26 protein-coding genes and 1 tRNA gene are annotated in these 23,616 nt (G+C 66.6%); 15 read left to right on the top strand and 12 right to left on the bottom strand.

Going from position 1 to position 23,616, the window contains the following annotated elements:
• Positions 1 to 45 precede the first annotated feature (45 nt).
• The 7 genes from ACQEVZ_RS20505 to ACQEVZ_RS20475 form a co-directional block, all read right to left on the bottom strand.
• Positions 46 to 522: a GNAT family N-acetyltransferase gene (locus tag ACQEVZ_RS20505; RefSeq protein ID WP_433368838.1), complete on the bottom strand. Its 477-nt coding sequence runs from the start codon at positions 520 to 522 to the stop codon at positions 46 to 48.
• A gap of 144 nt (positions 523 to 666) precedes the next feature.
• Positions 667 to 1,284, bottom strand: coding sequence for a DsbA family oxidoreductase (locus tag ACQEVZ_RS20500; RefSeq protein ID WP_344513732.1), 618 nt, complete (start codon positions 1,282 to 1,284; stop codon positions 667 to 669).
• Between the two features lie 55 nt (positions 1,285 to 1,339).
• Entirely contained in the window at positions 1,340 to 2,548 is a 1,209-nt protein-coding gene (locus tag ACQEVZ_RS20495) for a hypothetical protein (protein WP_433368835.1), read from the bottom strand.
• 14 nt (positions 2,549 to 2,562) lie between these two features.
• Positions 2,563 to 4,089 carry an alkaline phosphatase D family protein gene (locus tag ACQEVZ_RS20490; RefSeq protein ID WP_433368832.1) on the bottom strand — a complete coding sequence of 509 codons (1,527 nt, stop codon included), beginning with the start codon at positions 4,087 to 4,089 and terminating at the stop codon, positions 2,563 to 2,565.
• A 91-nt stretch (positions 4,090 to 4,180) separates the two neighbouring features.
• Positions 4,181 to 5,110 (bottom strand): helix-turn-helix domain-containing protein, encoded by a 930-nt coding sequence (locus ACQEVZ_RS20485; RefSeq protein WP_433368829.1) that lies wholly within the window; start codon positions 5,108 to 5,110, stop codon positions 4,181 to 4,183.
• A gap of 85 nt (positions 5,111 to 5,195) precedes the next feature.
• Positions 5,196 to 5,639: a hypothetical protein gene (locus tag ACQEVZ_RS20480; RefSeq protein WP_433368826.1), complete on the bottom strand. Its 444-nt coding sequence runs from the start codon at positions 5,637 to 5,639 to the stop codon at positions 5,196 to 5,198.
• A gap of 65 nt (positions 5,640 to 5,704) precedes the next feature.
• On the bottom strand, positions 5,705 to 6,748 hold the full coding sequence (locus tag ACQEVZ_RS20475) for an NAD(P)H-dependent flavin oxidoreductase (RefSeq protein WP_433368823.1): 1,044 nt from the start codon (positions 6,746 to 6,748) through the stop codon (positions 5,705 to 5,707).
• A 152-nt stretch (positions 6,749 to 6,900) separates the two neighbouring features.
• On the opposite strand from ACQEVZ_RS20475, the gene ACQEVZ_RS20470 reads away from it, so the two are divergent.
• Entirely contained in the window at positions 6,901 to 7,101 is a 201-nt protein-coding gene (locus ACQEVZ_RS20470; protein ID WP_433368820.1) for a hypothetical protein, read from the top strand.
• 377 nt (positions 7,102 to 7,478) lie between these two features.
• Here the strand turns inward: ACQEVZ_RS20470 and ACQEVZ_RS20465 are convergent, their stop codons facing one another.
• The gene (locus ACQEVZ_RS20465) at positions 7,479 to 8,030 is read right to left on the bottom strand and encodes a hypothetical protein (RefSeq protein WP_433368817.1); all 552 of its coding nucleotides are present in this window, start codon (positions 8,028 to 8,030) and stop codon (positions 7,479 to 7,481) included.
• A gap of 499 nt (positions 8,031 to 8,529) precedes the next feature.
• On the opposite strand from ACQEVZ_RS20465, the gene ACQEVZ_RS20460 reads away from it, so the two are divergent.
• From ACQEVZ_RS20460 to ACQEVZ_RS20445, 4 genes are all read left to right on the top strand, one after another.
• Positions 8,530 to 9,180, top strand: coding sequence for a hypothetical protein (locus ACQEVZ_RS20460; RefSeq protein WP_433368814.1), 651 nt, complete (start codon positions 8,530 to 8,532; stop codon positions 9,178 to 9,180).
• A gap of 363 nt (positions 9,181 to 9,543) precedes the next feature.
• Entirely contained in the window at positions 9,544 to 10,668 is a 1,125-nt protein-coding gene (locus ACQEVZ_RS20455) for an ABC-three component system protein (RefSeq protein ID WP_433368811.1), read from the top strand.
• Positions 10,652 to 11,134, top strand: coding sequence for a three component ABC system middle component (locus ACQEVZ_RS20450; protein ID WP_433368808.1), 483 nt, complete (start codon positions 10,652 to 10,654; stop codon positions 11,132 to 11,134). Before ACQEVZ_RS20455 ends, ACQEVZ_RS20450 begins: the two co-directional genes overlap by 17 nt.
• Complete coding sequence (locus tag ACQEVZ_RS20445) at positions 11,134 to 13,056, top strand: DUF3732 domain-containing protein (protein ID WP_433368805.1); 1,923 nt, start codon at positions 11,134 to 11,136, stop codon at positions 13,054 to 13,056. Before ACQEVZ_RS20450 ends, ACQEVZ_RS20445 begins: the two co-directional genes overlap by 1 nt.
• Positions 13,057 to 13,150: 94 nt before the next feature.
• On the opposite strand, the gene ACQEVZ_RS20440 is transcribed toward ACQEVZ_RS20445, so the two are convergent.
• The 3 genes from ACQEVZ_RS20440 to ACQEVZ_RS20430 are packed head-to-tail and all read right to left on the bottom strand — an operon-like array spanning position 13,151 to position 15,527.
• Positions 13,151 to 13,978, bottom strand: a complete 828-nt coding sequence (locus ACQEVZ_RS20440) for a phosphotransferase (RefSeq protein WP_433368802.1) — start codon at positions 13,976 to 13,978, stop codon at positions 13,151 to 13,153.
• Positions 13,975 to 14,664, bottom strand: a complete 690-nt coding sequence (locus ACQEVZ_RS20435; RefSeq protein ID WP_433368799.1) for an HAD family hydrolase — start codon at positions 14,662 to 14,664, stop codon at positions 13,975 to 13,977. The genes ACQEVZ_RS20440 and ACQEVZ_RS20435 overlap by 4 nt, the downstream gene beginning before the upstream one ends.
• The gene (locus tag ACQEVZ_RS20430) at positions 14,661 to 15,527 is read right to left on the bottom strand and encodes a GntR family transcriptional regulator (protein ID WP_433368796.1); all 867 of its coding nucleotides are present in this window, start codon (positions 15,525 to 15,527) and stop codon (positions 14,661 to 14,663) included. Before ACQEVZ_RS20430 ends, ACQEVZ_RS20435 begins: the two co-directional genes overlap by 4 nt.
• A 282-nt stretch (positions 15,528 to 15,809) precedes the next feature.
• Between ACQEVZ_RS20430 and ACQEVZ_RS20425 the strand changes: the two genes are divergently transcribed.
• The 10 genes from ACQEVZ_RS20425 (at position 15,810) to ACQEVZ_RS20380 (ending at position 23,265) form a co-directional block, all read left to right on the top strand.
• Positions 15,810 to 16,097 (top strand): hypothetical protein, encoded by a 288-nt coding sequence (locus tag ACQEVZ_RS20425; RefSeq protein WP_433368793.1) that lies wholly within the window; start codon positions 15,810 to 15,812, stop codon positions 16,095 to 16,097.
• Between the two features lie 14 nt (positions 16,098 to 16,111).
• Positions 16,112 to 16,834 carry a GntR family transcriptional regulator gene (locus tag ACQEVZ_RS20420; protein WP_433368790.1) on the top strand — a complete coding sequence of 241 codons (723 nt, stop codon included), beginning with the start codon at positions 16,112 to 16,114 and terminating at the stop codon, positions 16,832 to 16,834.
• A 103-nt stretch (positions 16,835 to 16,937) separates the two neighbouring features.
• On the top strand, positions 16,938 to 17,387 hold the full coding sequence (locus ACQEVZ_RS20415; protein WP_433368787.1) for a hypothetical protein: 450 nt from the start codon (positions 16,938 to 16,940) through the stop codon (positions 17,385 to 17,387).
• Positions 17,388 to 17,475: 88 nt separating this feature from the next.
• Positions 17,476 to 17,892, top strand: a complete 417-nt coding sequence (locus ACQEVZ_RS20410) for a hypothetical protein (protein ID WP_433368784.1) — start codon at positions 17,476 to 17,478, stop codon at positions 17,890 to 17,892.
• 5 nt (positions 17,893 to 17,897) lie between these two features.
• On the top strand, positions 17,898 to 19,322 hold the full coding sequence (locus ACQEVZ_RS20405; RefSeq protein ID WP_433368781.1) for an FtsK/SpoIIIE domain-containing protein: 1,425 nt from the start codon (positions 17,898 to 17,900) through the stop codon (positions 19,320 to 19,322).
• On the top strand, positions 19,319 to 19,720 hold the full coding sequence (locus ACQEVZ_RS20400) for a hypothetical protein (protein WP_433368778.1): 402 nt from the start codon (positions 19,319 to 19,321) through the stop codon (positions 19,718 to 19,720). The genes ACQEVZ_RS20405 and ACQEVZ_RS20400 overlap by 4 nt, the downstream gene beginning before the upstream one ends.
• Positions 19,717 to 20,259 (top strand): DUF2637 domain-containing protein, encoded by a 543-nt coding sequence (locus ACQEVZ_RS20395; protein ID WP_433368775.1) that lies wholly within the window; start codon positions 19,717 to 19,719, stop codon positions 20,257 to 20,259. Before ACQEVZ_RS20400 ends, ACQEVZ_RS20395 begins: the two co-directional genes overlap by 4 nt.
• Positions 20,260 to 20,303: 44 nt before the next feature.
• Positions 20,304 to 21,950 carry a replication initiator gene (locus ACQEVZ_RS20390; protein ID WP_433376879.1) on the top strand — a complete coding sequence of 549 codons (1,647 nt, stop codon included), beginning with the start codon at positions 20,304 to 20,306 and terminating at the stop codon, positions 21,948 to 21,950.
• Positions 21,950 to 22,129 (top strand): helix-turn-helix domain-containing protein, encoded by a 180-nt coding sequence (locus ACQEVZ_RS20385; protein ID WP_433368772.1) that lies wholly within the window; start codon positions 21,950 to 21,952, stop codon positions 22,127 to 22,129. The genes ACQEVZ_RS20390 and ACQEVZ_RS20385 overlap by 1 nt, the downstream gene beginning before the upstream one ends.
• Positions 22,126 to 23,265, top strand: coding sequence for a tyrosine-type recombinase/integrase (locus ACQEVZ_RS20380; protein ID WP_433368769.1), 1,140 nt, complete (start codon positions 22,126 to 22,128; stop codon positions 23,263 to 23,265). Before ACQEVZ_RS20385 ends, ACQEVZ_RS20380 begins: the two co-directional genes overlap by 4 nt.
• Before the next feature lie 42 nt (positions 23,266 to 23,307).
• Here the strand turns inward: ACQEVZ_RS20380 and ACQEVZ_RS20375 are convergent.
• Positions 23,308 to 23,383: transfer RNA gene (locus ACQEVZ_RS20375), tRNA-Arg, on the bottom strand.
• Positions 23,384 to 23,616 lie beyond the last annotated feature (233 nt).

Here is a 23,616-nt window from a genome sequence, read left to right as displayed (position 1 = left end):
ATCTCGCCCGCCCTGCACAAAATCACAAAGAGGGCGAAAAGGACATCAGGGGAGTTGTCGCAGGAAGCGCCCCGCCGCGTCGGAGCGGTCCGAATACCCGAGCGCCTTGTAGAACGCGTGCGCGCCCTCGCGGGTCCGCAGGCTGGTCACCTCGACGCTGTGGCAGCCGCGCATGAGGCCGAAGGTCTCCGCCGCCGCGACCAGGCTGGTGCCGATCCCGCGCCCGCGCGCCGAGTCGGCGACGGCGAGCGCGACGATCCGCAGCCACGACCCGTCCTTCTCGAACGACGGGATGATGTGCGCAGCGATGACGCCCAGCAGGCGGCCCCGCTCGTCCCAGACGAACGCGCCCCCCGCGGGGTGGTCGACCCAGGAACGCAGGCGCCCGGCGGTGTCGGTCCCTTCCTGGGGATAGCCCAGCTGCTCCAGCAGCGTCGCCACCTGCTCGGTATCGTCGGTGGACAACCGGCGAACACCGCGGGCGACCTGCATACGGTAGGCGTGCAGCACGTCAGCGCTCATGCAAGCAGCGTAGAACCGGTGACGCGGTTTGTGTCCGCCTGAACGCAGTCATTCACGTCCGCGGTGCACGTGCATCACAAACCTGCCACTTGACTGTGCGCCTGTTGCCTCTACCATTCGCACCCGCAAGTGCACGTGAAGCGATCAGGACCGCAGCGCCTTCTCGAACACCTCGACGGGCTGCGCGCCGGACACGCCGATCCTCTGGTCGAAGACGAAGAACGGCACGCCGCTGATGCCGTACGCGCGGGCCTGCGCGAAGTCCTGACGGACGTCGGCCTCGAATGAGCCGTCGGCGAGAGCCTGCTTGGCCGCCACCTCGTCCAGCCCGACCGTGGCGGCGAGCCCCGCGAGCACCACCTGGTCGCCGACGTCGGCACCCTCGGTGAAGTACGCGTGCAGGAGCCGTTCCTTCAGCTCCGCCTGCAGGCCGTGGGCCTTGGCGAAGTGCAGCAGCCGGTGCGCGTCGAAGGTGTTGGCGGTGCGGGCCCGGGCGAAGTCGTACGCCAGACCCTCGGCCGCCGCGAGCTGCGTGACGTGCTCGAACATGCCGTCGATCTGAGCCTGGGGCAGCCCCAGCTTCGCGCCCAGCGACTCGCCGACCGGCCGCGGGTCGCCCACCGGCGTCGACGGGTCGAGCTGGAAGCTGCGCCACTGCACCGAAACCGCCCCGTCGAACGTCGACAGGGCGGTTTCGAGGCGTCGTTTGCCGATGTAGCACCACGGGCAGACGATGTCGGACCAGACCTCGATCGTGATCATGCGCGCTCCTGTTCGTTGACGGTTCAACAATAGCGCGCACATCAGGCCGGAGGTGTCACCAGTCGGAGTTGCTGCCTCCCGTGCCGAGGATGACCTGGTCAAACGTGTTGCCGTCGTTGTCGTCGGTGTACGCGACGCTGACCTCGCCCCACGGCGACACCGCGACGACCTGCTGCTCCTGCCGGCCCGTCGCCGTCTGGCTGAGGACCTGCGAGGCGAGGCGGCCCGTGCCGGTGCCGTCGGGGTTGAACCCGCGGACCCACACGTCGAGCCCGCCCACAGTCCAGCCGGCGACCGTGTTCGCCTGGTCGTCGATGCCGATCGAGGGGGCGGCGCCACCGTTCGCCGACAGGACCTCCACGTGCCGCGGCGTGCCGTCGGCGAGGAACGAGCGGGTCCACACGCCGGCGGTGCCGGTGTGGTCCGACTCGTACGCGACCGCGAAGGCACCCGAGAACGACGCCGCGATCGCCGCCCGCCGCTGCTGGCCGTCGCCGAGGCTGTTGGCGGTACGGCGGGAGAGGTTGACCGCGCCGTTGGCCTTCGCCAGGCGTACGAGACCGATGTTGTAGAACCCGTTGGCGTCGGCGTCCTCGTCCCAGACGACCAGGGCGTCGCCGGACGCCGAGACCGCGACGTCGGGCTGGTGGTGCGCGCCGGTGGTCTGCGACGCGAAGACCTCGTAGGCCTTCGTCGTCGGGCCCGTGTACCCGGCGGCCTTGACCCTGTACGTGGTGCCCTGCACGTCCTCCCACACGACGCTGAACGCGACCGCCCCGGTGCTGGGCGCGCCGTCCGGGTCGACGGCAACCTTCGGCAGGATCTGGTCGCTGGCGGCGTCCGCGTTGGCCCGGCCGGACGCGGTGACCGTGCCGGTGGGGGAGACGACCCGGTAGACGATGTTGAACGCGCCGTTGCCGTCCGGGTCCTCGGCCCAGACCACGACGGCGTTGCCCTTGTCGTCGAGGCCGACGTCGGGGCTGATGTGCTTCCAGTTCGTGCCGGACGTGCCGCCGGCCGACAGCTTGAGCTCGTACTTCGCGACGCCGTCGGTGAACAGCCGCAGCCAGACGTCGGAGTGGGAGTTGTTCTCGGGCGCGGTGCTGTCCCGGTCGTCCTCCCAGACCACGGCGACCTGGCCGTTGCGGTTGGCGGCGATGGCCGGCGTGTCCTGGTCGCCGGTGGCGACGCTGTTGGCCGTCGTCCACGTCATCGACGTGGCGGCGAGGGTCGCGGCGAGCGCGACCGAGGTGATGGCTGCCATTGAAAAGGTTTCTCCTACAGGGCCCGAAGGCCGGGCTGGCCGTCGAGGATCGCGAACGACTTGAGGGTGGTGGCGGCCGCGCCGTGCTCGGTGACCGAGCTGACCGCGCGGAAGTCGGCCCGCACCTGAGCGGGGCTGATCGTGGTCCGGACGTAACCGCGCAGGTTGGAGTAGAACTTCAGGTGCGGGTTCGTGCCGGAGTTGGGGATCGTGGTGGTCGTCGAGCCGTTGCCGCCGGACGTGATCGACGTGCAGACCAGCTCGGTGCCGATGGTCGCGGAGGAGCTGCTGGCGTAGTCGGCCTTCAGGTCGTTGCCCCACGCCGCGTGGACGTCGCCGGTGAGCACGAGCGGGTTACGCACCGACCGGTCGATCCAGCCCTGCTGGATGCGGGACCGGGACGCGCGGTAGCCGTCCCAGGCGTCCATGTTGGCGGCGCCGCTGGCGTCGTACTGCCGGGCGAAGAACACCTGCTGGCCGAGGATGTCCCAGGTGCCGTAGTGCTGGGCGAGGCCGTCGAGCAGCCACGCCTCCTGCGCCGCGCCCGTCAGCGACCGCGATGCGGTGTCTGCGGCGGCGCACACCTTCCAGCCGTCGCCGCAGGCCTGGTCGTCGCGGAACTGCCGGGTGTCGAGCATGTGGAACGTGGCGAGCGTGCCCCAGCCGACCCGGCGGTACAGGGGGATGCTGTTGCCCGTCGGCGCCTGGCTCGGCCGCAGCGGCATGTTCTCGTAGTACGCGCGGTAGGCGGCGGTGCGCCGGGCGGTCCACTGCGCCGCCGTCAGCACCGGGCTGCTGTCGTTGCGCACCATGTTGGCGTAGTTGTTCTCGACCTCGTGGTCGTCGGGCACGACCAGCCACGGCGCGATCGCGTGCGCCGCCTGCAGGTCCGGGTCCGACTTGTACTGCGCGTAGCGGCGGCGGTAGTCGGCGAGCGAGACGATCTCGGCGCCGGCGTGCTGGCGGACGCCGCTGGAGCCCGTGCCGCCCTCGTAGATGTAGTCGCCCAGGTGCAGGATCAGGTCCGGGCGGTCCTCGGCCATGCGGCGGTAGGCCGTGAAGTAGCCCGACTCGTAGTGCGAGCACGACGCGAACGCCATCACCAGGTTGCGGCCCACGGTGCCGGGCGCGGGCGCGGTGCGGGTCCGGCCAACGGGGGACAGGTGGCCCTGCGCACGGAAGCGGTAGTAGTACTCGGCGTCGGGCGCGAGCCCGCCCGCGACCACGTGCACGGAGTGCGCGTCCGCGTAACGTGCGGTGACCGACCCCGACGCGACGAGCGAGCTGAACGTGTCGGTCGTGGACACCTGCCAGTCGACGGTGACGTCGGCGTTGGCCATGCCGCCCTGACCGTCGGCGTTCAGCGGCGACGGGGCGAGCCGGGTCCACAGCACGACGCTGTCTGAGGCCGGCTCGCCCGAGGCGACGCCGAGCTTGAACGGGAACGGGACGGCGGCCTGAGCGCTGGTCAACGGCAGTGCGACGGCCCCGGCGGTGGCCAGTCCACTGAGGACGAACGTGCGGCGGCTGAGCCTCTTCATGCCGCACACTTTTATCAGAGTCGATGAACGCCCGGTGTCCTTCAGCTAGCCGCGACCTGCATTCGATGTATGGCCGGGCGCGTTCTTGCATTCACTCACGGGCTTCTTTTGGCGTCCGGCCGAACTGTTTGCGGAACGCCCGATGGAAGCTGGCCACGTTGCCGAAGCCCGCCTCCGTGGCGACGTCGATGACCCGCAGGTGCCGCATCGCCGGGTCGGCCAGGTGCCGCGCCGCGCGCTCCAGCCGCAGTCGCCGCACCGTGGCCGCGTAGGACTCCCCCTGCCCCGCTCCTGCTCCCGAAAAGAGTGCGTGCACCGTCCTGACGGAGATGCCGAGGCGCCGTGCGGTCGCCGCCGGTGACAGGTCCTCGTCGGTCAGATGTCCTTCGATGTCGTCGATGCATGTCCGGTACGTCTTGGGCGACCGCACCGGTGTCAGGATCGACGGTTCGAGCGCGATCGACAGCATGCCCGCCGCGTGCGCGGCCAGCCGGTTCGCCGCCGACTCCCGCATCGGCCCCCTGGCGAGGGTCTCCATCGAGTGCCGCACTGCCGCCCCGACCCCGGTGACGGTGTCGATCGCCGTCGCCGTCCGCACCGGGCCGTTGGCTCGCAGTGTCTTCGCCGGTACGAACAGCGACAGCTGCCGGAAATCACCGCCGAACTCGAACCGGAACGGCTCGTCGGCGTCGACCACGGCCAGGCCGCCCGGGCGGAGCGTGGCCACCCGCCCGTGCTGCACCATCAGACTCGTGCCGCTGACCTGCAGATTCGCGTAGTAGCCGCCGATCGGGTCGCTGGCGACGGCGGCTTCCGTCCGGTACACCACCTGCCGCTGCGACTCGATCCTCGCCATGCTGTGCTCGCCCAGCCGCCACTGCGTCACCGACCCGGCGAACCCGTCCCTCAGATCCGACTCCGGCGTCAGCGCCAGAAACGCCTCGCAGATCAGCTCCCGCCAATGCGTGAACTGCTCGGCCGGTGCGAGTGCCGACGTCGTCCAGTAGCTGCGGTTGTCCACTGCACGTCTCCTATGCCGCTCCCAGCAGCCATGCAACGCCCGCTCCCACCACCGCCGACATGGTTGCGACGCCCTTCCGACAGCGTCACCGGTGCTTTCTGAAGTATTGGTTCGCCGACCCGGTGAACATCAGCGGCACGGCCGCCCAGACCGCGGCCACGTGCAACGTCCTGGCCGCCGCGATCGCCCACCAGGTCAGGTCCGCGTCGGCGGTCGCCGCGCTCAGCGAGTTGCCGTCGGCCAGCCACGAGATCGGCTCGATGACCAGCGACAACGTGCCGACGATGCCCAGCACGACGGCGAGGGCGATCCGGGCCCACCGCCGCCCCGCCCGCATCCGCAGCGCGGTCAGCACCGCCGCCGCGTACACCACGCACCGGAACAGCACCCCGAACAGGGGATTCTCGCCGGCCTGGCCGGCCCCCACGACGATCACCGTCTCCACCGCGCCGAGCCCGACGGCGCCGATCCACAACCCGGTCGCCGCGCGCACCGCGACGGGTGGCCGGCCGGAGTCCAGAAGAATCATGCCCTTCACTGTCCGCCGCTGCGCCCCGCCTCACACACCCCCTGACCACCGTCTTCGTGCTGCGGCTAACCCCCGTGTCCGCCTTCGTGTCCGCCTTCGTGGCGGCCTCCGTACCGCCCGAGCATCGCCACCGCGTCGGCCGTCATCGCCTCGATGATCTCCGCCGCCGGCCGCAGCTCGGTGACCAGCCCGACACCCTGCCCGGCGAGCAGCGGCATCTCCTCGAGATCACCGGTGGTCAGCCCGCGCATCGGCACCAGGTTGGAGAACCGGTGCATCGTCACCGTCTCCCCACCCAGCACCGTCTCCCCGATCACCGGCAGCGGCGCGTCGTCCGCCTCCGCCGGCGGCGCGTCCAGCCACTCGCGCACGACCCGGTTCCGCAGCACCCGCATCGGGTTGAAGTCCGGCATGTCCGGCCCGAACATCGACGTGCTCACCGTCTCCGTGGCGTCCGAGCTCAGCAACCGGCTCTTGTACCCGTCGTGCGCCCCCGACTCGCCGCTGGCCACGAACCGCGTGCCGACCCACGCCCCGTCCGCCCCCAGCATCAGCGCCGCCGCCACGCCCCGCCCGTCCGCGATCCCACCCGACGCCAGCACCAACGCCGGCGCCACCGCGTCCACGACCAGCGGCACCAGCGCGAACACCGGCAACGTCGCCGCGTTGTGCCCGCCCGCCTCCTGCCCCTGCGCGACGACCACATCCACCCCGTCGTCAACCGCCCGCTTCGCCGCGTCAACCGAGCTGAGCTGCTCGAACACCCGCACACCCGCCCCGTGCAGCTGCTCGATCCACCTCCGCGGCGGATGCCCCCAGTGAAACGACACCACCGCCACCCCGGCCTCACACACCGCGTCGATCTGCGCCTGCTCCGTGAACACCGTGATGAAGTTGACGTTGAACGGCCGATCCGTCTTCGCCTGTATCGCCGCCACCGTCTGCGCCAACGCCGCCGCCGGCATCAACCCCACCCCGAGCGACCCGAGCGCCCCCGCGTTGCTGACCGCCACCGGCAACTCCGGCGTCATCCCCACGAACGCCATCCCCGCCTGCGCGATCGGCGTCGTGAGCCCGAACGCCTCCGTGAACCTGGTCCTGAGTCCCATACCCCGAACCGTGCCCCACCCGCACCCCGCCGGTGTTGCCTCCCGCGCAGCCCACATCGCATTCCGTGCAGACGTCACCCACCCGACACCCGACCTCGACACGCTGGGCGCCGCCCCCGTACCGCACGGGCCCAGGAGCGAAACTTCACCCCATGACGATCGACGCGTACCGGGCCCACTGGGAATCACACGACGACCGCTATGTCCTGCTGCGAGTGCCCAGCGGCCACGCCATCTTCGACGTACAAGCCCGCGGGACAGTGATCATCGAGGACGACGCCCTCTACCGCGAGGTGAAGCAGCGGATGCTGGACAACGGCGCCGCCGTCGTCGACCGCCCCCCAACCCCTTAGCCGGCACCTAACTCTGGCTGGCTGTCTGGAAGGCGCACCCGCAGGCGCCTCTTCGGTGTACAGCGACCGAACAGGCGCCTGACCAGCGCCGAAGTGGTGCGCCCGGTAGGGATCGAACCTACGACCTTGGGATTAGAAGAAGCTCACCGACACCTGGCCTGCGGCCTCCCGCCCAGGTCAGCGTGTCGGAGAACGTCGGCTGACGTAGGCGGCAACCGGTGGCCTTGGCTGTACGGCTGGCTGTACAGCCAAGGCCACCGACCACAGCAACCACGGGGGATCGGTGGCAAGCCGGCGAAGCCGGCGCGGCAGCCGATCGCCCCAAGCCCCGACGGTGCTCAGCCTCGACGGCGATCGTCCCGCCGCAAGAGGCCCGGCTACCCGGCGATGCCCATGGACCAGTACGTCATCTGTGGCGACCAGATATTGACTGTGATCACGAGGCGGACATGTTCGTGGTCCCCCGGCTCCAACCAACGTGCGGTGTCAACATCAACGCGAGTGACCAGGCGGTCATCGTCGAGCAGGCAGAAGAGCGGCCGTTCGTCCTCGTTCGGCTGCCAACCACTGGGTATCTCCTGCGGATGCTGAGGTCGTTGTAGTCCGTCTAGGAGAGTCTTCAGCCGGTTGTCGATGTCGCCACCGTGGATGATGCCGCCCCCTGGGGCGTCACGGCGCAGCATGAGGATTTGAAGCTTTGCACGCAGGTGGTGGTGGTCGTGGACGAGAGGGGCGAAGCCATGTCCGGCGACGTCAGCCAACAGTTCCCCGGTGGCGCCCGGGTCGATCGAGTCTTTCCGGCTCACTAACGGTTCGGACCTCCATAGAGCCTTCAGCTGGGGGTGCAGTGCTTGGCGGATGTGATGCTTGGCGGAGGCACTTCGATGCGAGCCGCTAAGCGGCCCGTCGTACGTCAACGTGAAGATCATTCTGGGCGTCCCTTGAGCTTCTGGTTTGGTGGGCTTCGCGCACTGGGTCGGCCTGCTGAGAGCCGCCGCGCCGGCCGATGCCGGCGCTTGCGCCGCCAGCAGGCCGAGCGCGAGCGGCGGTCCTGTTGCTGCGTCCGCACCCTGTCGGGCTGGTCGCTAAGCGGAGTCTGCCCGTATGCCGTCGTCCACATTCCAGGGAGCGGGGCGGTGCCGGTGGGCCAGGCTCGCCGTAGGCGAACGAGGAGCGGCTTGGCCTGGCGCGGCCCGGTGCCGGTCTGCTCGGCTCGTCCTGGACGACGGTGCGGGGAGCGGAGCGACCTCCCCGGAGCTAGAGTCCCCGCCGGAGGCGAGAGCGCAACTACCCGCGGAATTGGCAGGGAGCGTAGCGACCGGTGTCGACGGGAGTAGCGGTTCGCACCACGACGGACCTACGAAGGCTTCTTTGAACAGTCTCTGACAGTCCGGCTCGGGCCAAGCGAACGTGGTGTAGGTATACATCGTGTCGACCATTCACGAATTTGTCGCGGAGAGTGTTCTTGCTGACCTGAGGAAGTCGGGCGAAGCTGATGAAGCGCTTGCTTACGCTCGTGACTTCATTCGTTTGCCACAATGGTCATTTCTACTGCATGCAATGGGGCAGCCGGGCCGTGGTTGGTCTGAGATCCAACTCGCAGCATTGTGGGAACTGCTTCTGCTCCATGCTGCAGGCGACCTCGGCGTCGTCCGCATAGCACTGCCGTGCGGGCACGGTCCTCATCGCGACGTGAAGAGAGCTGAAAACCAAGAGCTCTTGGACGGTCTGCCGAGTTCGTTCCGGGCGACCGTTAATCTTACGCAGCGCAATTCAGACGACGACGGCGAGTTCAGATGGTCGGTTCCACTTCTCGCGACAACCGAAGATCGGCCGCAATTGCGTCGACGACTTGTGCCGCCCGGAGTAGCACCGCTCGAAATTGGACAGACACTCGCTAGCCGCACTCTCCAACATCTTGCGTTCGAGCGTGCCGTTGCCCGGTGGGCCTACGACCGCGCAGAGGTGGTACTGCTGTACTCCTTTGCCTGGGAGCGGGTTTGGGGCACACAGAGCGCGGGAGGACGTCCCAAAGAGTCCTCCTCGGAAAGCGCGGCCCCGGAAGGGGGCGCGCCTTGATTCCGTAGAGTGCAATTCGGCAGTCATTGAGACTCTCCGACTGTGCGGCGTCTTGCTTCCTAGGGCGACCCGGTGGTAGAGACCTCTAGCCTTCGGGTACTCGAAGTAACGGTCGAACGTCTGTGCTGGCTTGCGGCGTCCTCTAGATGCTCTCCGGTGGCGCCGTAACGTCTCCCCGTCGTCGACCTGTGGCCGATCGGCTATTTTATGCGCCTCGATATTGCTAAACGTCGACGTTGCCACTACCCTCCGGAAGGTATGGGACACACGTCACACTCGGCAGCGGGGAGTGCTCTCGGGTACATCTACCAATGCCAGTGGGCGTTAGTAGAGCTGATTCAGCGGGGTTTCGATGACCCGAGCGTGCAATTGAGGCTGGAGACGCTTGACGACATTGAGTTTCTGCACGGCGGTCAGCCGAGTGAATTGCTTCAAACCAAGCATCATTCAGTGCCCGCTTCCGATCTAACTGTGAACAATGTCGACTTGTGGCGGACAATTAATTCCTGGATCGACGCCTTAGGTAGTCTTTCAGGTCAAACGTTACCCGTACTGCGGCTGCTGACCACGTCTACCATTCCCGACGGCGGGGTTCTCGCGAAGCTGCGGCCGTTCGATCGTGACGTCGACGCCGTGCTCGCCGATCTAGAGTCCGCAGCCCGCGACAGTAAGTCCGAAACAACCGTAAATTGGCGTAAGAAGTTCATGAACATGAGCGGCAGTGACAGACGTGACCTGGTGGATGCAATAGTTATCTACGATGGAGCACCCGCCGCGCAGGATATTGATGGGCAACTGAAACGGGCGCTTGGGTATGGCCTCCCGCGGGATCATGTAACGCTGTTTTTGGAATACCTCAAGGGCTGGTGGAGCGGAATTTCGGTGCGACTACTCGATCGATCCTTGCCTGCCATCACGGCGGAAGACGTTCGGGTTTACGTCGAAGATAGACTTGATCAATTCAAGCCAGGCAACCTTCCGGTAGCGCCGGTAATTTACGACCCATTTTCGGCCGAAGACGCCGAGTTCTACAGGGAGCGACGTTTTGTTGCCCAACTGCTTTGGATCGCGCTAGACGAGACTCGTCTCCTAAAGGCGATTCGCGACTATCACCGTGCATTTACTCAGCGGTCAGAGTGGCTTCGACGCCATCTGGTTGGTGAGGTCGAGATAGACCGATTCGCTTTTGCCCTGCACGATGAATGGGAGCAGGTGTTCGACGCGGCGGCGGCACGCGTACGGCGCGAGGACAGCGAAGAAGATCTCGCAAGAACGGGCATGGAAATTTTCGAGGAGCTCTGCAAGTCGTCAAAGGCAAGAGTGCGCGAGCGGTTCGACCAGCCTTGGCTGAACAGGGGAACATTCCATCAACTTGCTGACGGGTATGGGCCGTTTCAGATTGGCTGGCATCCCGAATTTGGGAAGCGTCTAGAGTCGCTGTTGGTGGATGTCGTAACAGGAACAGATGTAGATGACAGCGATCACTAGACGCTCGCCAGAGGCTGCAGCGTTATTCAATCCTGCGTTTACCGGCATCTTGCTAATTCATGCGGTCAGGGAGTATGAGAGCGAAGTGTCTGGACCGATGCCGTTGCCCTTTGCCTTCTTGGTGCTGCCTGCCGTCCTTCACGAGGAAACGAGACAGGCGCTGCCTAGGTCTTCACGTAAGAAGCTCGTTGCCTGGATGAATGAACATCCTGTACTTCGGGCTGGGTTCCCCCAGCGTGCGGCAGCGCTTACACAAATTACGCGAGAGGCGTTGAGGTTCGCTTTAAGGTCGGGAGCGCTAGCCATTGAGTCGGGCGGATTGAGCACGGCCAGTAGGTCTCGGAAGTTCTCCAAGTCGCAGGGAGCCGAGGTCGTTGATTGCGGTCGAGCTGCTTCTCTTCTGGGGCGATGGTTTGCATCCGTCGACGTAGTTACGGCGTACGTGCTATTCGGAGTGAGGCCTTGATGCAGCTGTTGGGAATCGCCCTCTATAGTCACGGTGGGCTACGTCGTGACGTCCGCTTCAAACCTAATGCTCTGAATGTTCTTACGGGGCGTTCGGGAACGGGAAAGTCTGCCGTACTCGATATTGTCGAGTTCTGTCTGGGACGATCGACGGTAGCGCTTCCTATCGGCCGAATTACTCAATCAACAGCATGGTTCGCGGCTCTGCTTCAATTTGGTGAGGATCGGCTGGTTCTGGCGCGACCCAATCCCGAGGGTAAGTCCACCTCCGCTGCGATGATAATGGCGGGATCTTCTGACCTAGACTTTCCAAGGTTTGAGGACCTTCGCGAAAATGCGGATCGGGAAGCAATTCGCGAAGAACTTGATGCCAGACTTGGTATAGAAAGTTTTAGAGTGGAGCCTGACGCCAATTCGCTCCGCTATGGATTTGAAGTGTCGGTTGCGCAGGCTCTTCTTCTCTGCTTGCAGAAGCAGGGTGAAGTGGCGAATCAAAATCAGCTCTTTCATCGCCAGACCGAAGGCAGAATCGCTCAAGCTATAAAGGACACATTGCCGTACTTTATCGGCGCTTCGGGTCCTAGGCAGGTGGCGCTAGCGCAGAACCTTCTTTCTGCCCAGCGTGCGTTACGTCGCGCGGAACGAGATCTTTCGGCGGTCGAGAACGAGGCGGAGTCGCAAGACTCGTCGCTTGCAGCGTTGGGCGTATTGGCCGTGAACGAGGGTATAGTTGATCGCGTTGTGCTCGAACTGCCAAATGAGCAGCTCGCGGCTACATTGTTACAGGCAGCCTTCTCGGTAGACGAGCCCACCTACGTCGACGGGCAACCCAGCGAGGAACGCGAGCGGCTAGTTGAGGAGCGAGATGCTCTCCGCAGCGATCTTTCAGACCTTGAAAGCCAGTTGTCTCTGGTTAGGAAGATCGACAGAGAAGAAGAGAGCTTGGCCGGCGAGCTCTCGGCGCATCGAGGTCGCCTGATTTCTCTTCAGTTGCTTCCTCAAATTGAGGCGTCCGAGTCAACGTGCCCGCTATGCCAATCCGCGCTGGAGGAACCTGATGCGAGCGTTTCGGAGATTGCTGCTCTTTTAGAGCGCATCGATTCGGAGCTTTCAAGGACGCAAGGAGTTCGGCCGAGGCACCGGCGGGGTCTGGAAGAGATCCAAGAACGAATTGTACAGATAAAAGATCAGATGCGCCAGAACCTGGCCTCCTTGAATGCCGTCGCCGAGTCGGATCGCGCACTGCAGAGCGAACGAGATCGTGCTGTACGTGCGGCATACGTGCGTGGCAGGCTAGTCCAAGCGTTGGACGGGAGATCCGCAATTTCGTCCGGGGCGGTTGAACAGGCGCGAGCGGCGGTCGCTCGGCATCTAGGTCGCGTGAGTGAGTTGGAAGATCTGATCGCGGCTGAGGATCCAATTGAAGAGATGCGTAGTCGGTTAAATCTAATCGCAAGGGACATGACGGACCTAGCTCGCGCTTTGGGTCTTGAGCATTCTGAACATAATGTTCGACTTGACGTAAAAAATCTGACTGTTGTAGCCGATACTCCTGAGGGGCCGCGCCCGCTTAGTCGGATTGGAAGTGCAGAGAATCACGTCGGCTATCATCTGGTGACCCATCTCGCATTGCATCGATGGTTCGTTGAGCAGCACCGACCTGTGCCGCGGTTTTTGATGCTTGACCAGCCAACCCAGGCGTTCTTCCCTGAAGAGGTGTCGGACGCCTCTGAGGTAGAAGATGCAGATTGGGAAGCCGTGCGGCGAATGTTCCAATTGCTGTTGAATTTCGTATCTGCGACAGAAGGAAGGATGCAGATAATCGTCTGTGACCATGCGAATTTGGCCGACGATTGGTTCCAGGACGCGTTGGTTGACAACTGGCGCGGAGGCCGCGCACTGATACCATCGGACTGGCCTTAGGTTTAATGTGCGAGGCAGGAATGCACGGTGAGGTCACGTTCGGTTGGGTTGTCGGTTGAAGACAATTTGATTTGAACAAAGTTGCTCTGATTCGTCACACTCTGGCGGCGTCGGCTATGAACATCCAGTCTGCGACGCGGGACGGTGACGTACCGACTAGCTTCGACAGACGACTTGCTGCCTCTTCGGGAGGCAGCGCGCTTCTCAGCTTGAGTGCTGCAACTGCCACGTCATAGGCGACTTCTCCGGAAACTCCTCGTGGATCGATGAGCTTCCAGTGGTGTCGGCCGCTGGTGAGAAGATTCCACGTGGACGCGTCGCCGTGACACAGCGACGGTTCGGCGGTCCGGGCTAGTTCATCAAGGGCGGCAAGCGCTGCTACGCGTTCGATGGTCGGTGCTGGCTCACGCCATGCAGGCAGTTCTGTGAGGTTGTCGTCTTCGAGGCGATGTCGTAGCCAGTCGAAGACGGATGGCATGCCTGGCCGGGGTGCTGGCCGGTTGTTCATCTGGGCGAACGGTTCGGCAAGCGCACCGAGGTCGACTGTATTCCGATCCATAAGCGCCAACGGAACCCCGGGCTGCACCTCATCCATAACGGTCCAGAAGCCAGCTTCTGAGCCAATCGTTTCGTACACCACGGGAGCCACCCCGAGGTCGGCGAGTGCGATGGCGACGTCAGCTTGCGTCGACGCGTCTGGGTCGGGGCTGGAACGGAGGACGAGGCAGCCCTGTGGAGTGGTGACAGCCACGACGAACCCGTAGCGAGCAGGCAGAACCCCGCGGGGGGTTGCGTCGTACCTGCTGCATAATTCGCGGAGTTCGGCTTCGACGTGTTTGGCCCAGACGTATGCCCGCTCTGGCCAGCGTTTGGCGATGCTTTCGGCAGTTCCATCTGGGAGAGTCGGCCAGCCGACCATCATGACCTGCTTGCGGCTGCTGCATGCATTGATTCTGCGAGGTCGGTCATTCTGGTGATGACGTAGTCGGGGCCGGCGGTGGTCAGCCGCTCGTGTTTGCCGGGCTTGTTGGCGTAGCCGATGGTTCGCACGCTGGCTGCACGGCCTGCTTCGATGTCGGTAACTGAGTCGCCAACGAACGCAGCGGTGTTGGCTGAGGCGTCCAACCGCGTGAGGGCGAGCTGTACCAGGTGGGGGTCCGGCTTGAGTAGTTGCGCAGGCATGCCGAAGTAGCGGCCCACGACCAGGTCGACGTGCTCGGTGAGGGAGTGGCGCGCGAGGCAGGCGGCTATCGCCTCGTCTGAGTTGTTGCTGACGATCGCGACTCGGCGTCGGCTGGCCTTTGCCGCTTCCAACACCGCCTGAATACCCGGCGTCTGCGTCGCTCCGAGTGCCGCTTCGATCTCGGCTTCCTGTGCTGCGTTACCGACTGCTCGGCTCAGTGTGGGATCACCCGCCCGGTCGACCTCGCGGAGAAGTGCGAGAGGCTCCTTCGCGGTCGCGGTAAGGCCGTGCGATGCGGCAACACTGCGAAGTCTGTCGGCAACGGCGGACGCTGAAAAGGTCGCGAACAGGGCGCACACCGGGCCGTCGAAATCAAGTAGCAGGACCTCAATTCGACTCATGAAGGTGGCGAGCGAGGTCGTCATGCGGTCTGCTTGCGGGCGATGGTGTTCCAGACGCTGTCGAACCAGGCGCGGGCCTGCTGGACGTACTGGGTGGGCATGTCGTCTTCGTCGTCGCCGGCGGCGAACTGGAAGAGCGGGACGTCCTTGCCCATGACGTCGTAGATCGGGACCGATTCGTGGTTGATGGTCACGCTGTGGCGGACGACCGGGTAGAAGCCGAAGAACGCCTCGGCGTTGTTCAGGATGTAGACCTTGAACAGGACCGCGGTGCCGTGTTGGCGGACTTCGCAGCTGGCGGAGCGGACGAGGCCGAGGTCGCCGAGCTCGCGGACCGAGTCGATGATTGCCTCGCTGTGCCGCCTGCTGATCCGCGTCGCGCGGTCGCGTACTGCCTTGTCGGCTTCCGGGCCTTCGGCGGCTGATGGGACCGCAGCAGGCTTGGAGTGGTCGGGGACCAGGATGCGGATCGCGATCGACTCAGGCGTCAGTCGGCCTGCCCGGATCTTGTCGAGCGGTTCGGACAGCGCGCCGTGGAGGGTTTCGCTGGAGAAGCCGGCGAAGTCGATCGACACGTGCTGGCGCTCGAAGGCGGCCTCGATGTGCGGGCGCAGGCCGACGGGGCGTTCTGTCTGGGCGCGAACGAAAGCGCCGCTGCCCTGGCGGGTGACGATGAGGCGTTCTTCGCGCAGGGTGCGGAGAGCGGACTTCACCGTTTCGCGTGCGACGCCGTAGCGGTCGGCAAGCTCGTTCTGCGATGGAAGGCGTTCGCCCGGTTGGAAACGGCGCGTCAGGATCGCGGCGCGCAGCACATTGGCGATCTGCTGAGACGCGGGACGTGGGTCGTCCGGGTCCAGGCCGTCGAGGTCGTCCGCTTCGGCGTTCACGCGATCAGCCTATGACCTGACTAGTCAGGTGAGAAATATCTGGGGAGCGTCCTCTTGTCCGGATCGGCCTGCGGCAATACCGTGAAGCTGACTAGCCAAGCTAGTCAAATCTGCGAACCGGTCTGAACGGGGGACCGGGTCGTGCACGCCAGTGCCGGGGCGGCCGTTGGTGTAGGGCCGACGCTGAACACTCGCTCCCAGGTCCGCAGACCTGGCCGTTCCGGTGCTGCTGCACGTTGTCGCGCTTGTCGCAGCCAAGTCCAGCAGCAGAGGGGAAGTCCCGTGAGCGGAAGCGAAGTCGTTCACCCGCACTGGTGCGAGCGGTCGGAATGCCACGTCGGCGAACCCGGCGTGCTCTACGCGACGCACAGGTCTCAGCCGGTCGTCGGTTGCGCCGACCCGGACACCGGGAGCCTGATCGACGTCACCCTGTGGACCATCAATGGCGGTAAGCCCAACATCCTCCTGGAGTTCCCCGACGGGGTCGAAGAGGGCACCGAGCTGACCGAGGACCAGGCCGCGGACCTCGTCGCCGCGGTGTCCCGAATGCTCGCCGTCGCGCGCGGCTGAGTCGGGTCGTCACAGTGCCGATCGAGTCGGGTGCGCCGAAGTATGTCGAGATCATCAACGCCTTGCAGGCGCGGATTGACCGGCGGACCTACTCGGTCGGCACGCTGCTGCCCAGTGAAGCCCAGCTCGTCCGCGAGTTCGGCGCCTCACGTTCCACTGTCGTCCGTGCCCTGGAATACCTCCGGCTGCACGGCTGGGTCGAGGGCGTCCAAGGCAAGGGTCGGATCGTCCTCGACCGTCCGGCGCCCGGCCTCACGTCGCTGCCTCGTCGGGTCCGCCTGCTGCTCGATCTCGACCAGGGTGCGACCTTGACCGGGGTTGCCCGTGTTGGCGCGACGGGCCGAATCGCCGCGGTGCTCGGATGCGCCGCAGGCGCACCGCTGATCGCTCGAAGGCATGTCCTCGCGGTCGGCGGCGTGCCGTATGGGCTGAGCACCGTCCTCGTGGGTGAGGGCATCGCCGACGGAACGGAACTCGCTGCGACTGCTCCGCTGTCGGAAAGTCTGTTGTCGCACATGGCGCGCCGTCGCGACCTCGCGATCGACCATGTTGTCGAGCGGCTCGGCGCGCGGATGTCGACGGCGTCCGAGGCTGCTTCGCTTCAGCTCGACCGGCGTCGCTGTGTTGCCGTTGCCCTGCTCGCGGTGGTTGATACGAGCGGCCGGCCGCTCCTTGCCGTCGACGCTGTGCTGTCGCGTGACGTGCCGGAGCTGGCTTCCGTCCTCCCGCTGACATAAACGACCTTCGCTCAAAGCTTGACTAGTCATGTTGGCCAAGGCGATACTTGGCTCACTTGGTTAGTCAAGTAGCCAGGGTTCTGGCAACAGCGAAGGGGCAACCGTGGTACCCAACTCGATCAAGATTCCGGTGCCGTTCGAGTACGTGTTCCCGAACGGGGCGCTGTTCCTGAGCGTCGACAAGCTGGTCGACTTCGACCGGCTCCGGCAGGACGACAACCAGGCCCGCGATGAGCAGGGCAACCGCCTGTGGGTCGTCAAGGTCATGGACCAGGACCCGGAGGCCGGGAAGTTCGGCCGGTCCACCGAGGTCAAGGTGAAGATCGCCGCGCCGCATCAGCCCGTACCGCCGGAGGGCATCAACCTCGGGGGCGGGTTCACCGTCACGCCGGTGGCGTTCACCGATCTCACGGTGACGCCGTACAACGACTCGACAGGCTGCAAGGGCGAGCGTCAGCCGCACAAGTGCCGCGCCCGGCTCGCCTGGTCCATCCGCGCCGGTGCCATGGTCGCGCCCGGCGAGATTGCGCGGACGGTCAACGCCGCCGCCTGAAGTTCTGACGCCTGGGGGCGGGCCATCTCCGGCAAGAGTCTCCCGCCCCCGGCGTCCAACCCCACCCCTTGCAGAGGAGAAGGCTGTCATGGCCAAGGTAGTTGACGCTGCCCGGATCACGGCACCGGACGGTGCGGTCTGGCGGAATTGCCCCGCCTGCGGGCGCCTCGCGGCCCTCGCACCCGACGCGGTGCAGTGCGGCGGGTGCACCACCAAGACCCGGGCGGACTCGGCGCGGTTGCTGCCCGCCGACGCGTTCACCGACGTCGACCGGGACGACATCTACGAGGCGGGCTGCACGTTCGCGGCGGCCCTGCGGGACATCACGCATCACGAGATCGGCGACCCTGGCTGCTGGGACCTGTGGGGGACCTGCCCGGAAGAACTGGGTCGGCTCCACGCGGCGCTGGACCAGATGGTCTCGGCCGTCAAGACGAGCAGGGCGCTGCTCACCGCGGTTGAGCGTCGCGTACGCCGTACTGCCGGCAAGACGTCCGGGCGGTGACCGCGATGCCCCTCATCAACGTCATCCGCGGCGAGCGGATCGAGCCTGCCCCGTTCAACGTCCGCACGCCATACCTCAAGCTGCCGCTCTGGCTGGTCCTGCTCGCCTGGCTGGGCAAGGGTCTGCTGAGCCTGGCGGTCCTCCTCGTGCGGTACTGGGTCGTCACGCTGCCCGGCCTCGCGCTCGCCGCGCTCTACCTCAAGTACGGCTGGCACGTCCCCGTCGTCCTGGTCCTCGTGCTCGGCGCGGTCGGCGCCTGCTGGTGGGGATTCGACCGCACAACCTTCGGCCGCTTCGTCGGCTACCCGGTGCTGGGCCGGTGGCGGCGGTGGATCTACCGGCGCCAGTGGTTTCCGGCGATGGTGACCGCCGGCCTCGGCGTGACCTTTGACGGCCGGACCGTGATCCCGGTCGTGAAGCGGGTCCGCTGTACCGCCATGGCCGACGCCATCACAGTGCGGATGGTCACCGGGCAGATCCCGGACGACTTTGCCAAGGTCTCGGAACGGCTGGCGCACACCTTCGGTGCCCGCGCGTGCCGGGTGTCCGCCGGCTCGAAGCCCGACCTCGTCGTCATCACGCTCCTGCGCGGTGACCCGCTGCTCGCCACGGTCCCGCCGTTTCTGGTGCCGGACGAGCCGGACTTCCGGTCGCTGGAGCTGGCACGGCGTGAGGACGGCGACGTGTACGCGCTGCGGCTGTTCGGCACACAGGTCCTCGTGGTCGGCGCCACCGATGCAGGCAAGGGCTCGGTGATCTGGTCCTTGCTGCGGGCGCTGGCCTCGGGCATTCGGTCCGGGCTGGTGCAGGTCTGGGCGTTCGACCCGAAGGGCGGGATGGAACTCGCCGCGGGGATGCCGTTGTTCGCTCGGTTCGCCTGCGAGGACTTCAGGGCGATGGCGGACATGCTCGAAGAGGCCGTCGCCACCATGCGCGAACGCACCGCCCGGCTGAGGGGCAAGACCCGTCAGCACGTCCCGTCGGTTGGTGACCCGCTGATCGTGATCGTCATCGACGAGCTTGCGGCGCTGACGGCGTACCTCACTGATCGGCAGCTGAAGGACCGGATCAAGGCGGCGCTCGGGGTGCTGCTCACGCAGGGCCGCGCGGTGGGCGTGCATGTCGTCGCGTGCCTGCAGGACCCGCGCAAAGAGGTGCTGCCGTTCCGTGACCTGTTCCCGACCCGGATCGGCCTGCGGCTCACCGAAGAGGCGCACGTCGACCTGACCCTCGGCGAAGGCGCCCGCGACCGGGGCGCGCTCTGCGACCGCATTCCGCGTAGCAGTCCCGGTGTCGCGTACGTCGTCCTCGACGGCGATCCGACGCCGATGCGGGTCCGGTTCTCGTACCTCACCGATGACGACATCACCGACCTTGCCCATGACTTCGCCCGGCTCCGGCCGGTCGCCCGCGGAGGTGCAGCAGCATGAACGCCAACGTCTGGAACGCCGCCCGCAACCTCGCCACCGCGCTGCGCATCGGCCACCGCGAGTCCGCGACCGGCCGGACCTGGTTTCGCCGGCACCGGGAGTGCCCGGACTGGTGCGCCGCCGGCCACCGCTGCACCGCCCGTCTCGGGTACCCGTCGGGAGAGCACCGGTCGGCGCCGATGTCGGTGCGGGCGCCGTACGGCAGCCTCGTCGCAACTCGGATCGAGACCATCAGCGGCGTCGGCCACATCGAACTGCGGCTCTCCGCACGCCTCGACCGTGACGAGGTCACCGCGTCGCGGCAGGCGCATCTCCTCGCCGCAGGTGTCGACCTGACTGCCCGCGCGGTCCTGGAGGGCGCTCGGCGGGCGCTGCCGGCGGGGCAGGTGGCGGCATGACCGCGCGGATCGAAGGCGGCGCGCAGGTGCTGATCCTGCTCGCCGTCGCGGGGATGGCCGGTGCCGCGTCGTTCACCCACGTCCACGACTGGACCATGCACAACTCGCCGCATGGCACCGGCGACTGGTTCGGCTGGGCCAACGCCGCCGTGACCGAACTGATCCCGCTCGCCGCCGGCCTGGAAGCGCGCCGGCGGCGCAGCCGGGGCATCCCGGTCGGCCGGTACCCGATCGCGATGATCGTCGGCGCAGTGACGCTCTCCTTGGCCGGTCAGTTCGCCGAAGCCAAACCCGGACTCTCCGGCTGGATCATCTCCGCCATCCCGGCCCTGGGGTTCCTCGCCCTGATCAAGCTCGTCCTGTCGACCCCACCCGCTGCCTCTGAGGCACCGTCAACGGTCACGCTGCCGACGTCCGTCGACGTGCCAGCCGCTCCGTCGATCGAGCTGCCCGCCGACGTGCCGACGGATGCGCCGACGCCGCGGCTGCAGGTGTCGCCGGACGCGTTCGTGCGGGTGAACGGAGCTGCCCACCGGTGACTCAGACAACCGAACGCCCCGGCTCCCGCGCTGCCCGCTTCGCGATGCCCCGCTCCGTCGACGCCCTGCGGCAGCTCGCCCACGAGTACGGCGTCTGCACCCGCCCGGTCATGCTCCGCCGCACCGACCTCACCACCGGCGTCAGCGAGGTCATCGACCTGCCGTGCGGCGCCACCCGCGAGGACAAATGCCCACCCTGCGCGAAGCGGGCGCGCAGGCTTCGGCAGCAGCAGTGCCGGGAAGGCTGGCACCGCACCGACGAGCCGCTCCCCGAACCCGACGAGCCAACGGAAGGCCAACGCTCCCTGATCGTGCTGCGGGCGCACTTCGTGTTCGAACGCAACCGGGCGGAGCAGGCGGCGGAGTGGGACCAGGTCCGCGAGCTCGAAGCCGCCATCGCCGAACTCGACCAGGCGATCACCGAATCCGGCATGCGCGGCCACCTGACCCCGGTCGGCAAGCCGGAAGGCGACGACCAGGCCGACGCGCCCAAACCGGTCCGCCGGGTCCGCTCGACCAAGCGCCGCCAGGACGCACCCGACCTCCCGCGGCTCAAGGTCGCCCCGACGACGGTGGGTCGCACGTACGAAGGCCGCGACGGGCACGTGTTCCAGCCCTCCACGTTCCTGACCCTCACCCTCGACACCTACGGCCGTGTCCGCAACGACGGCACCCCGGTCAACCCAGCCACCTACGACTACCGCCGCGCGGCGTGGGACGCCGTGCACTTCCCGGCCCTGCTCGACCGGTTCTGGCAGAACGCCCGCCGCGCCGCCGGCTGGTCCATCCAATACTTCGGCGCCGTCGAACCCCAACGCCGCCTCGCCCCACACGCCCACTTCGCGATGCGCGGCACCATGTCCCGCGACCTGCTCCGCAGGATCACCGCAGCCACCTACCACCAGGTCTGGTGGCCACCCGTCGACGCCGTCCACTACCCCGACCATCACGCACCCATCTGGGACCCGGACCAGAAGGCATACGTCGACCCGGACACCCGGGAACCGCTTCCAACCTGGGAAGACGCCCTCGACGACATCGGTGACGAACCCGTCCACGTGGCGCGGTTCGGCCCGCAGGTCCACGCAGAGGGCGTCCTCGGCGGTACCGCTAAGGCCGACAAGCTGATCGGCTACCTGACCAAGTACCTCACCAAGTCCGTCGACACGTGCCACGCCATCGACACCGACCGGCAGCGCACCCACCTCGAACGGTTCTGGCACGAACTCCGGTACACCCCCTGCTCGCCGCGCTGCGCCAACTGGCTCCGGTACGGCGTCCAGCCCAAGAACGCCCGCCCGAACCAGTCGGCCGGGCGCTGCAAGGCCAAGGTCCACCAGCGAACCACCCTCGGCATGGGCGGCCGACGCGTCCTCGTCTCCCGCCAGTGGTCCGGCAAGACCCTCGCCGACCACAAGCACGACACCCGCGCCTGGGTCAAAGCGCTCCTCGGTGTCAGCGACCCCCACGACCAGGTCCCGGCCACCGACGCCGAACCCGGCACGCCCGCGCCCGTCGCTTGGGAGATGGCGCGGCGCGATGACCCGGACATCCCACCGATCCAACACCGGCTGCTGCGGTCCATCTCGGTGCGCATCCAGCAGCGAGCGCAGCTGAACGAAGCGAGGGAGCGACAACGCCAGATCAAGCCAGACCACGACGACGCAACCACGGGGAAGGTAGCGGCTTGATGATCCGCAAGAGTGTGCGGCCCGCCGAAGCGGCACGACTGCTCGGCGTCTCGCGAGACACGGTCTACGTCCTGATGCGCAGCGGCCGTCTGCGCTCGGTGAAGCTCGATCGCGCCCGGCTGATCCCGCTCGCCGCGATCGAGGAACTGCTTTCGGCAACTGAGGAGGAGGCTGCGTGACAGAGAAGCGAAGGCGATCGCAGGGGGAAGGATCGGTCTTCCCGTACAAGGACGGGTACGCCGCGATCCTCGATCTCGGCTGGATCGACGGCAAGCGGACCCGGAGATGGGTCTACGGCAAGACGGAACGCGATGTGCTGGACAAGCTCGCGGACCTCCGCCGCCGGCAGGAGCGCGGGCAGAACCTCGCCGCTGGCTCGCGGACGTTCGGCAAGTGGCTGGACGAGTGGATCGAGCTGAAGCGAACCGACGGCACGCGGCCGACCACCCTTCAGGGTTACCGGAAGATCGTGGAGAACCACGTCCGGCCGGCGCTCGGCAAGGTCAAGCTCGACAAGCTGACGGCGGCAACGATCCGCAAGCTGCTGGCGGCGAAGCTGGAGTCCGGTCTTTCGGCAAGTTCGGTGCGGCACATCCACGGCCTGATCCGCAACGCTCTCGGCGACGCAGAACGGGAGGAACTGGTACACCGGAACGTCGCGAAGATCGTCCGCCCGCCCTCCATGCAGCAGGTGGAGCGGCGCGCGCTGACCGTCGAGGAGGCCAAGAGGCTGCTCGGCGTCATGAAGGGCCACCGGCTGGAGGCGCTGTTCGTCACCGCGCTGACCGTCGGCCTGCGGCGCGGGGAGCTGCTGGGGCTGCGCTGGGCGGACATCGACTTCGGTGGCGGCACGCTGACCGTTCGGCAGACGCTGATGCGGACCAACGGCCGGCTGGAGTTCTCGGCGCCCAAGACCGACCGGTCCCGCCGGACAGTGCCGGTGGCAGTGCAGACGCAGAAGCTGCTCAAGAAGCACCGCAAGGCACAGAAGGCGGCCCGGAAGTCGGCCGGCGACAGCTGGACCGATCACGACCTGGTCTTTCCCGCCCGGCTAGGCACCCCGATGGAGCCGGACAACCTCGACCGCTCCTGGCACCAGCTGCGGGCCGCCGCCGGTCTCGACTGGCTCCGGCTCCACGACCTGCGCCACGCCTGCGCGACGTTCCTGCTCGTCTCCGGCGCCTCGGCCCGCACCGTCATGAAGGTCCTCGGGCACAGCCAGATCGGCCTGACCATGAACACGTACGCCCACGTCCTGCCCGAGATCGAGCGGGCAGCCGTCGACGACGCCGCTCAGCGCCTCTTCGGTGCCTAGGCTGTACAAGTGGCTGTATGAGCGCCTGAGCAGCGCTGAAAGTGGTGCGCCCGGTAGGGATCGAACCTACGACCTTGGGATTAGAAGTCCCCTGCTCTATCCGCTGAGCTACGAGCGCATGTCGTCGGACAGGCTACCGCCTACGGCGGAGGATTCGCTTGTGGGGAGCCAAATCGACGTTCTCAGGACAACATTCCTCGCCTCCCGGCACAAGCGGGTTCCCTTGTCGCGCCACTCGTTTCGCTACGGGTGGCGACAAAGTCACGCTTCGGGTCGTTCGGACCCCTCCCGAACGGTCCACCCCACAGCCCCATTACCCGCAACCACTCCAGCCAACGCATTCGCGCGCAC

The sequence above is a fragment of the Dactylosporangium sp. CA-152071 genome (assembly GCF_050936335.1).
Lineage (GTDB): Bacteria > Actinomycetota > Actinomycetes > Mycobacteriales > Micromonosporaceae > Dactylosporangium > Dactylosporangium maewongense.
This window is presented reverse-complemented; position numbering and strand designations above follow the sequence as displayed.

What these genes read in the sequence shown, in the direction of transcription:
- ACQEVZ_RS20505 (WP_433368838.1), bottom strand. Translation starts at nt 522, where the DNA reads ATGAGCGCTGACGTGCTGCACGCCTACCGTATGCAGGTCGCCCGCGGT.
- ACQEVZ_RS20500 (WP_344513732.1), bottom strand. Translation starts at nt 1,284, where the DNA reads ATGATCACGATCGAGGTCTGGTCCGACATCGTCTGCCCGTGGTGCTAC.
- ACQEVZ_RS20495 (WP_433368835.1), bottom strand. Translation starts at nt 2,548, where the DNA reads ATGGCAGCCATCACCTCGGTCGCGCTCGCCGCGACCCTCGCCGCCACG.
- ACQEVZ_RS20490 (WP_433368832.1), bottom strand. Translation starts at nt 4,089, where the DNA reads ATGAAGAGGCTCAGCCGCCGCACGTTCGTCCTCAGTGGACTGGCCACC.
- ACQEVZ_RS20480 (WP_433368826.1), bottom strand. Translation starts at nt 5,639, where the DNA reads ATGATTCTTCTGGACTCCGGCCGGCCACCCGTCGCGGTGCGCGCGGCG.
- ACQEVZ_RS20475 (WP_433368823.1), bottom strand. Translation starts at nt 6,748, where the DNA reads ATGGGACTCAGGACCAGGTTCACGGAGGCGTTCGGGCTCACGACGCCG.
- ACQEVZ_RS20470 (WP_433368820.1), top strand. Translation starts at nt 6,901, where the DNA reads ATGACGATCGACGCGTACCGGGCCCACTGGGAATCACACGACGACCGC.
- ACQEVZ_RS20465 (WP_433368817.1), bottom strand. Translation starts at nt 8,030, where the DNA reads ATGATCTTCACGTTGACGTACGACGGGCCGCTTAGCGGCTCGCATCGA.
- ACQEVZ_RS20450 (WP_433368808.1), top strand. Translation starts at nt 10,652, where the DNA reads ATGACAGCGATCACTAGACGCTCGCCAGAGGCTGCAGCGTTATTCAAT.
- ACQEVZ_RS20445 (WP_433368805.1), top strand. Translation starts at nt 11,134, where the DNA reads ATGCAGCTGTTGGGAATCGCCCTCTATAGTCACGGTGGGCTACGTCGT.
- ACQEVZ_RS20440 (WP_433368802.1), bottom strand. Translation starts at nt 13,978, where the DNA reads ATGATGGTCGGCTGGCCGACTCTCCCAGATGGAACTGCCGAAAGCATC.
- ACQEVZ_RS20435 (WP_433368799.1), bottom strand. Translation starts at nt 14,664, where the DNA reads ATGACGACCTCGCTCGCCACCTTCATGAGTCGAATTGAGGTCCTGCTA.
- ACQEVZ_RS20410 (WP_433368784.1), top strand. Translation starts at nt 17,476, where the DNA reads ATGGCCAAGGTAGTTGACGCTGCCCGGATCACGGCACCGGACGGTGCG.
- ACQEVZ_RS20405 (WP_433368781.1), top strand. Translation starts at nt 17,898, where the DNA reads ATGCCCCTCATCAACGTCATCCGCGGCGAGCGGATCGAGCCTGCCCCG.
- ACQEVZ_RS20400 (WP_433368778.1), top strand. Translation starts at nt 19,319, where the DNA reads ATGAACGCCAACGTCTGGAACGCCGCCCGCAACCTCGCCACCGCGCTG.
- ACQEVZ_RS20395 (WP_433368775.1), top strand. Translation starts at nt 19,717, where the DNA reads ATGACCGCGCGGATCGAAGGCGGCGCGCAGGTGCTGATCCTGCTCGCC.
- ACQEVZ_RS20390 (WP_433376879.1), top strand. Translation starts at nt 20,304, where the DNA reads ATGCCCCGCTCCGTCGACGCCCTGCGGCAGCTCGCCCACGAGTACGGC.
- ACQEVZ_RS20385 (WP_433368772.1), top strand. Translation starts at nt 21,950, where the DNA reads ATGATCCGCAAGAGTGTGCGGCCCGCCGAAGCGGCACGACTGCTCGGC.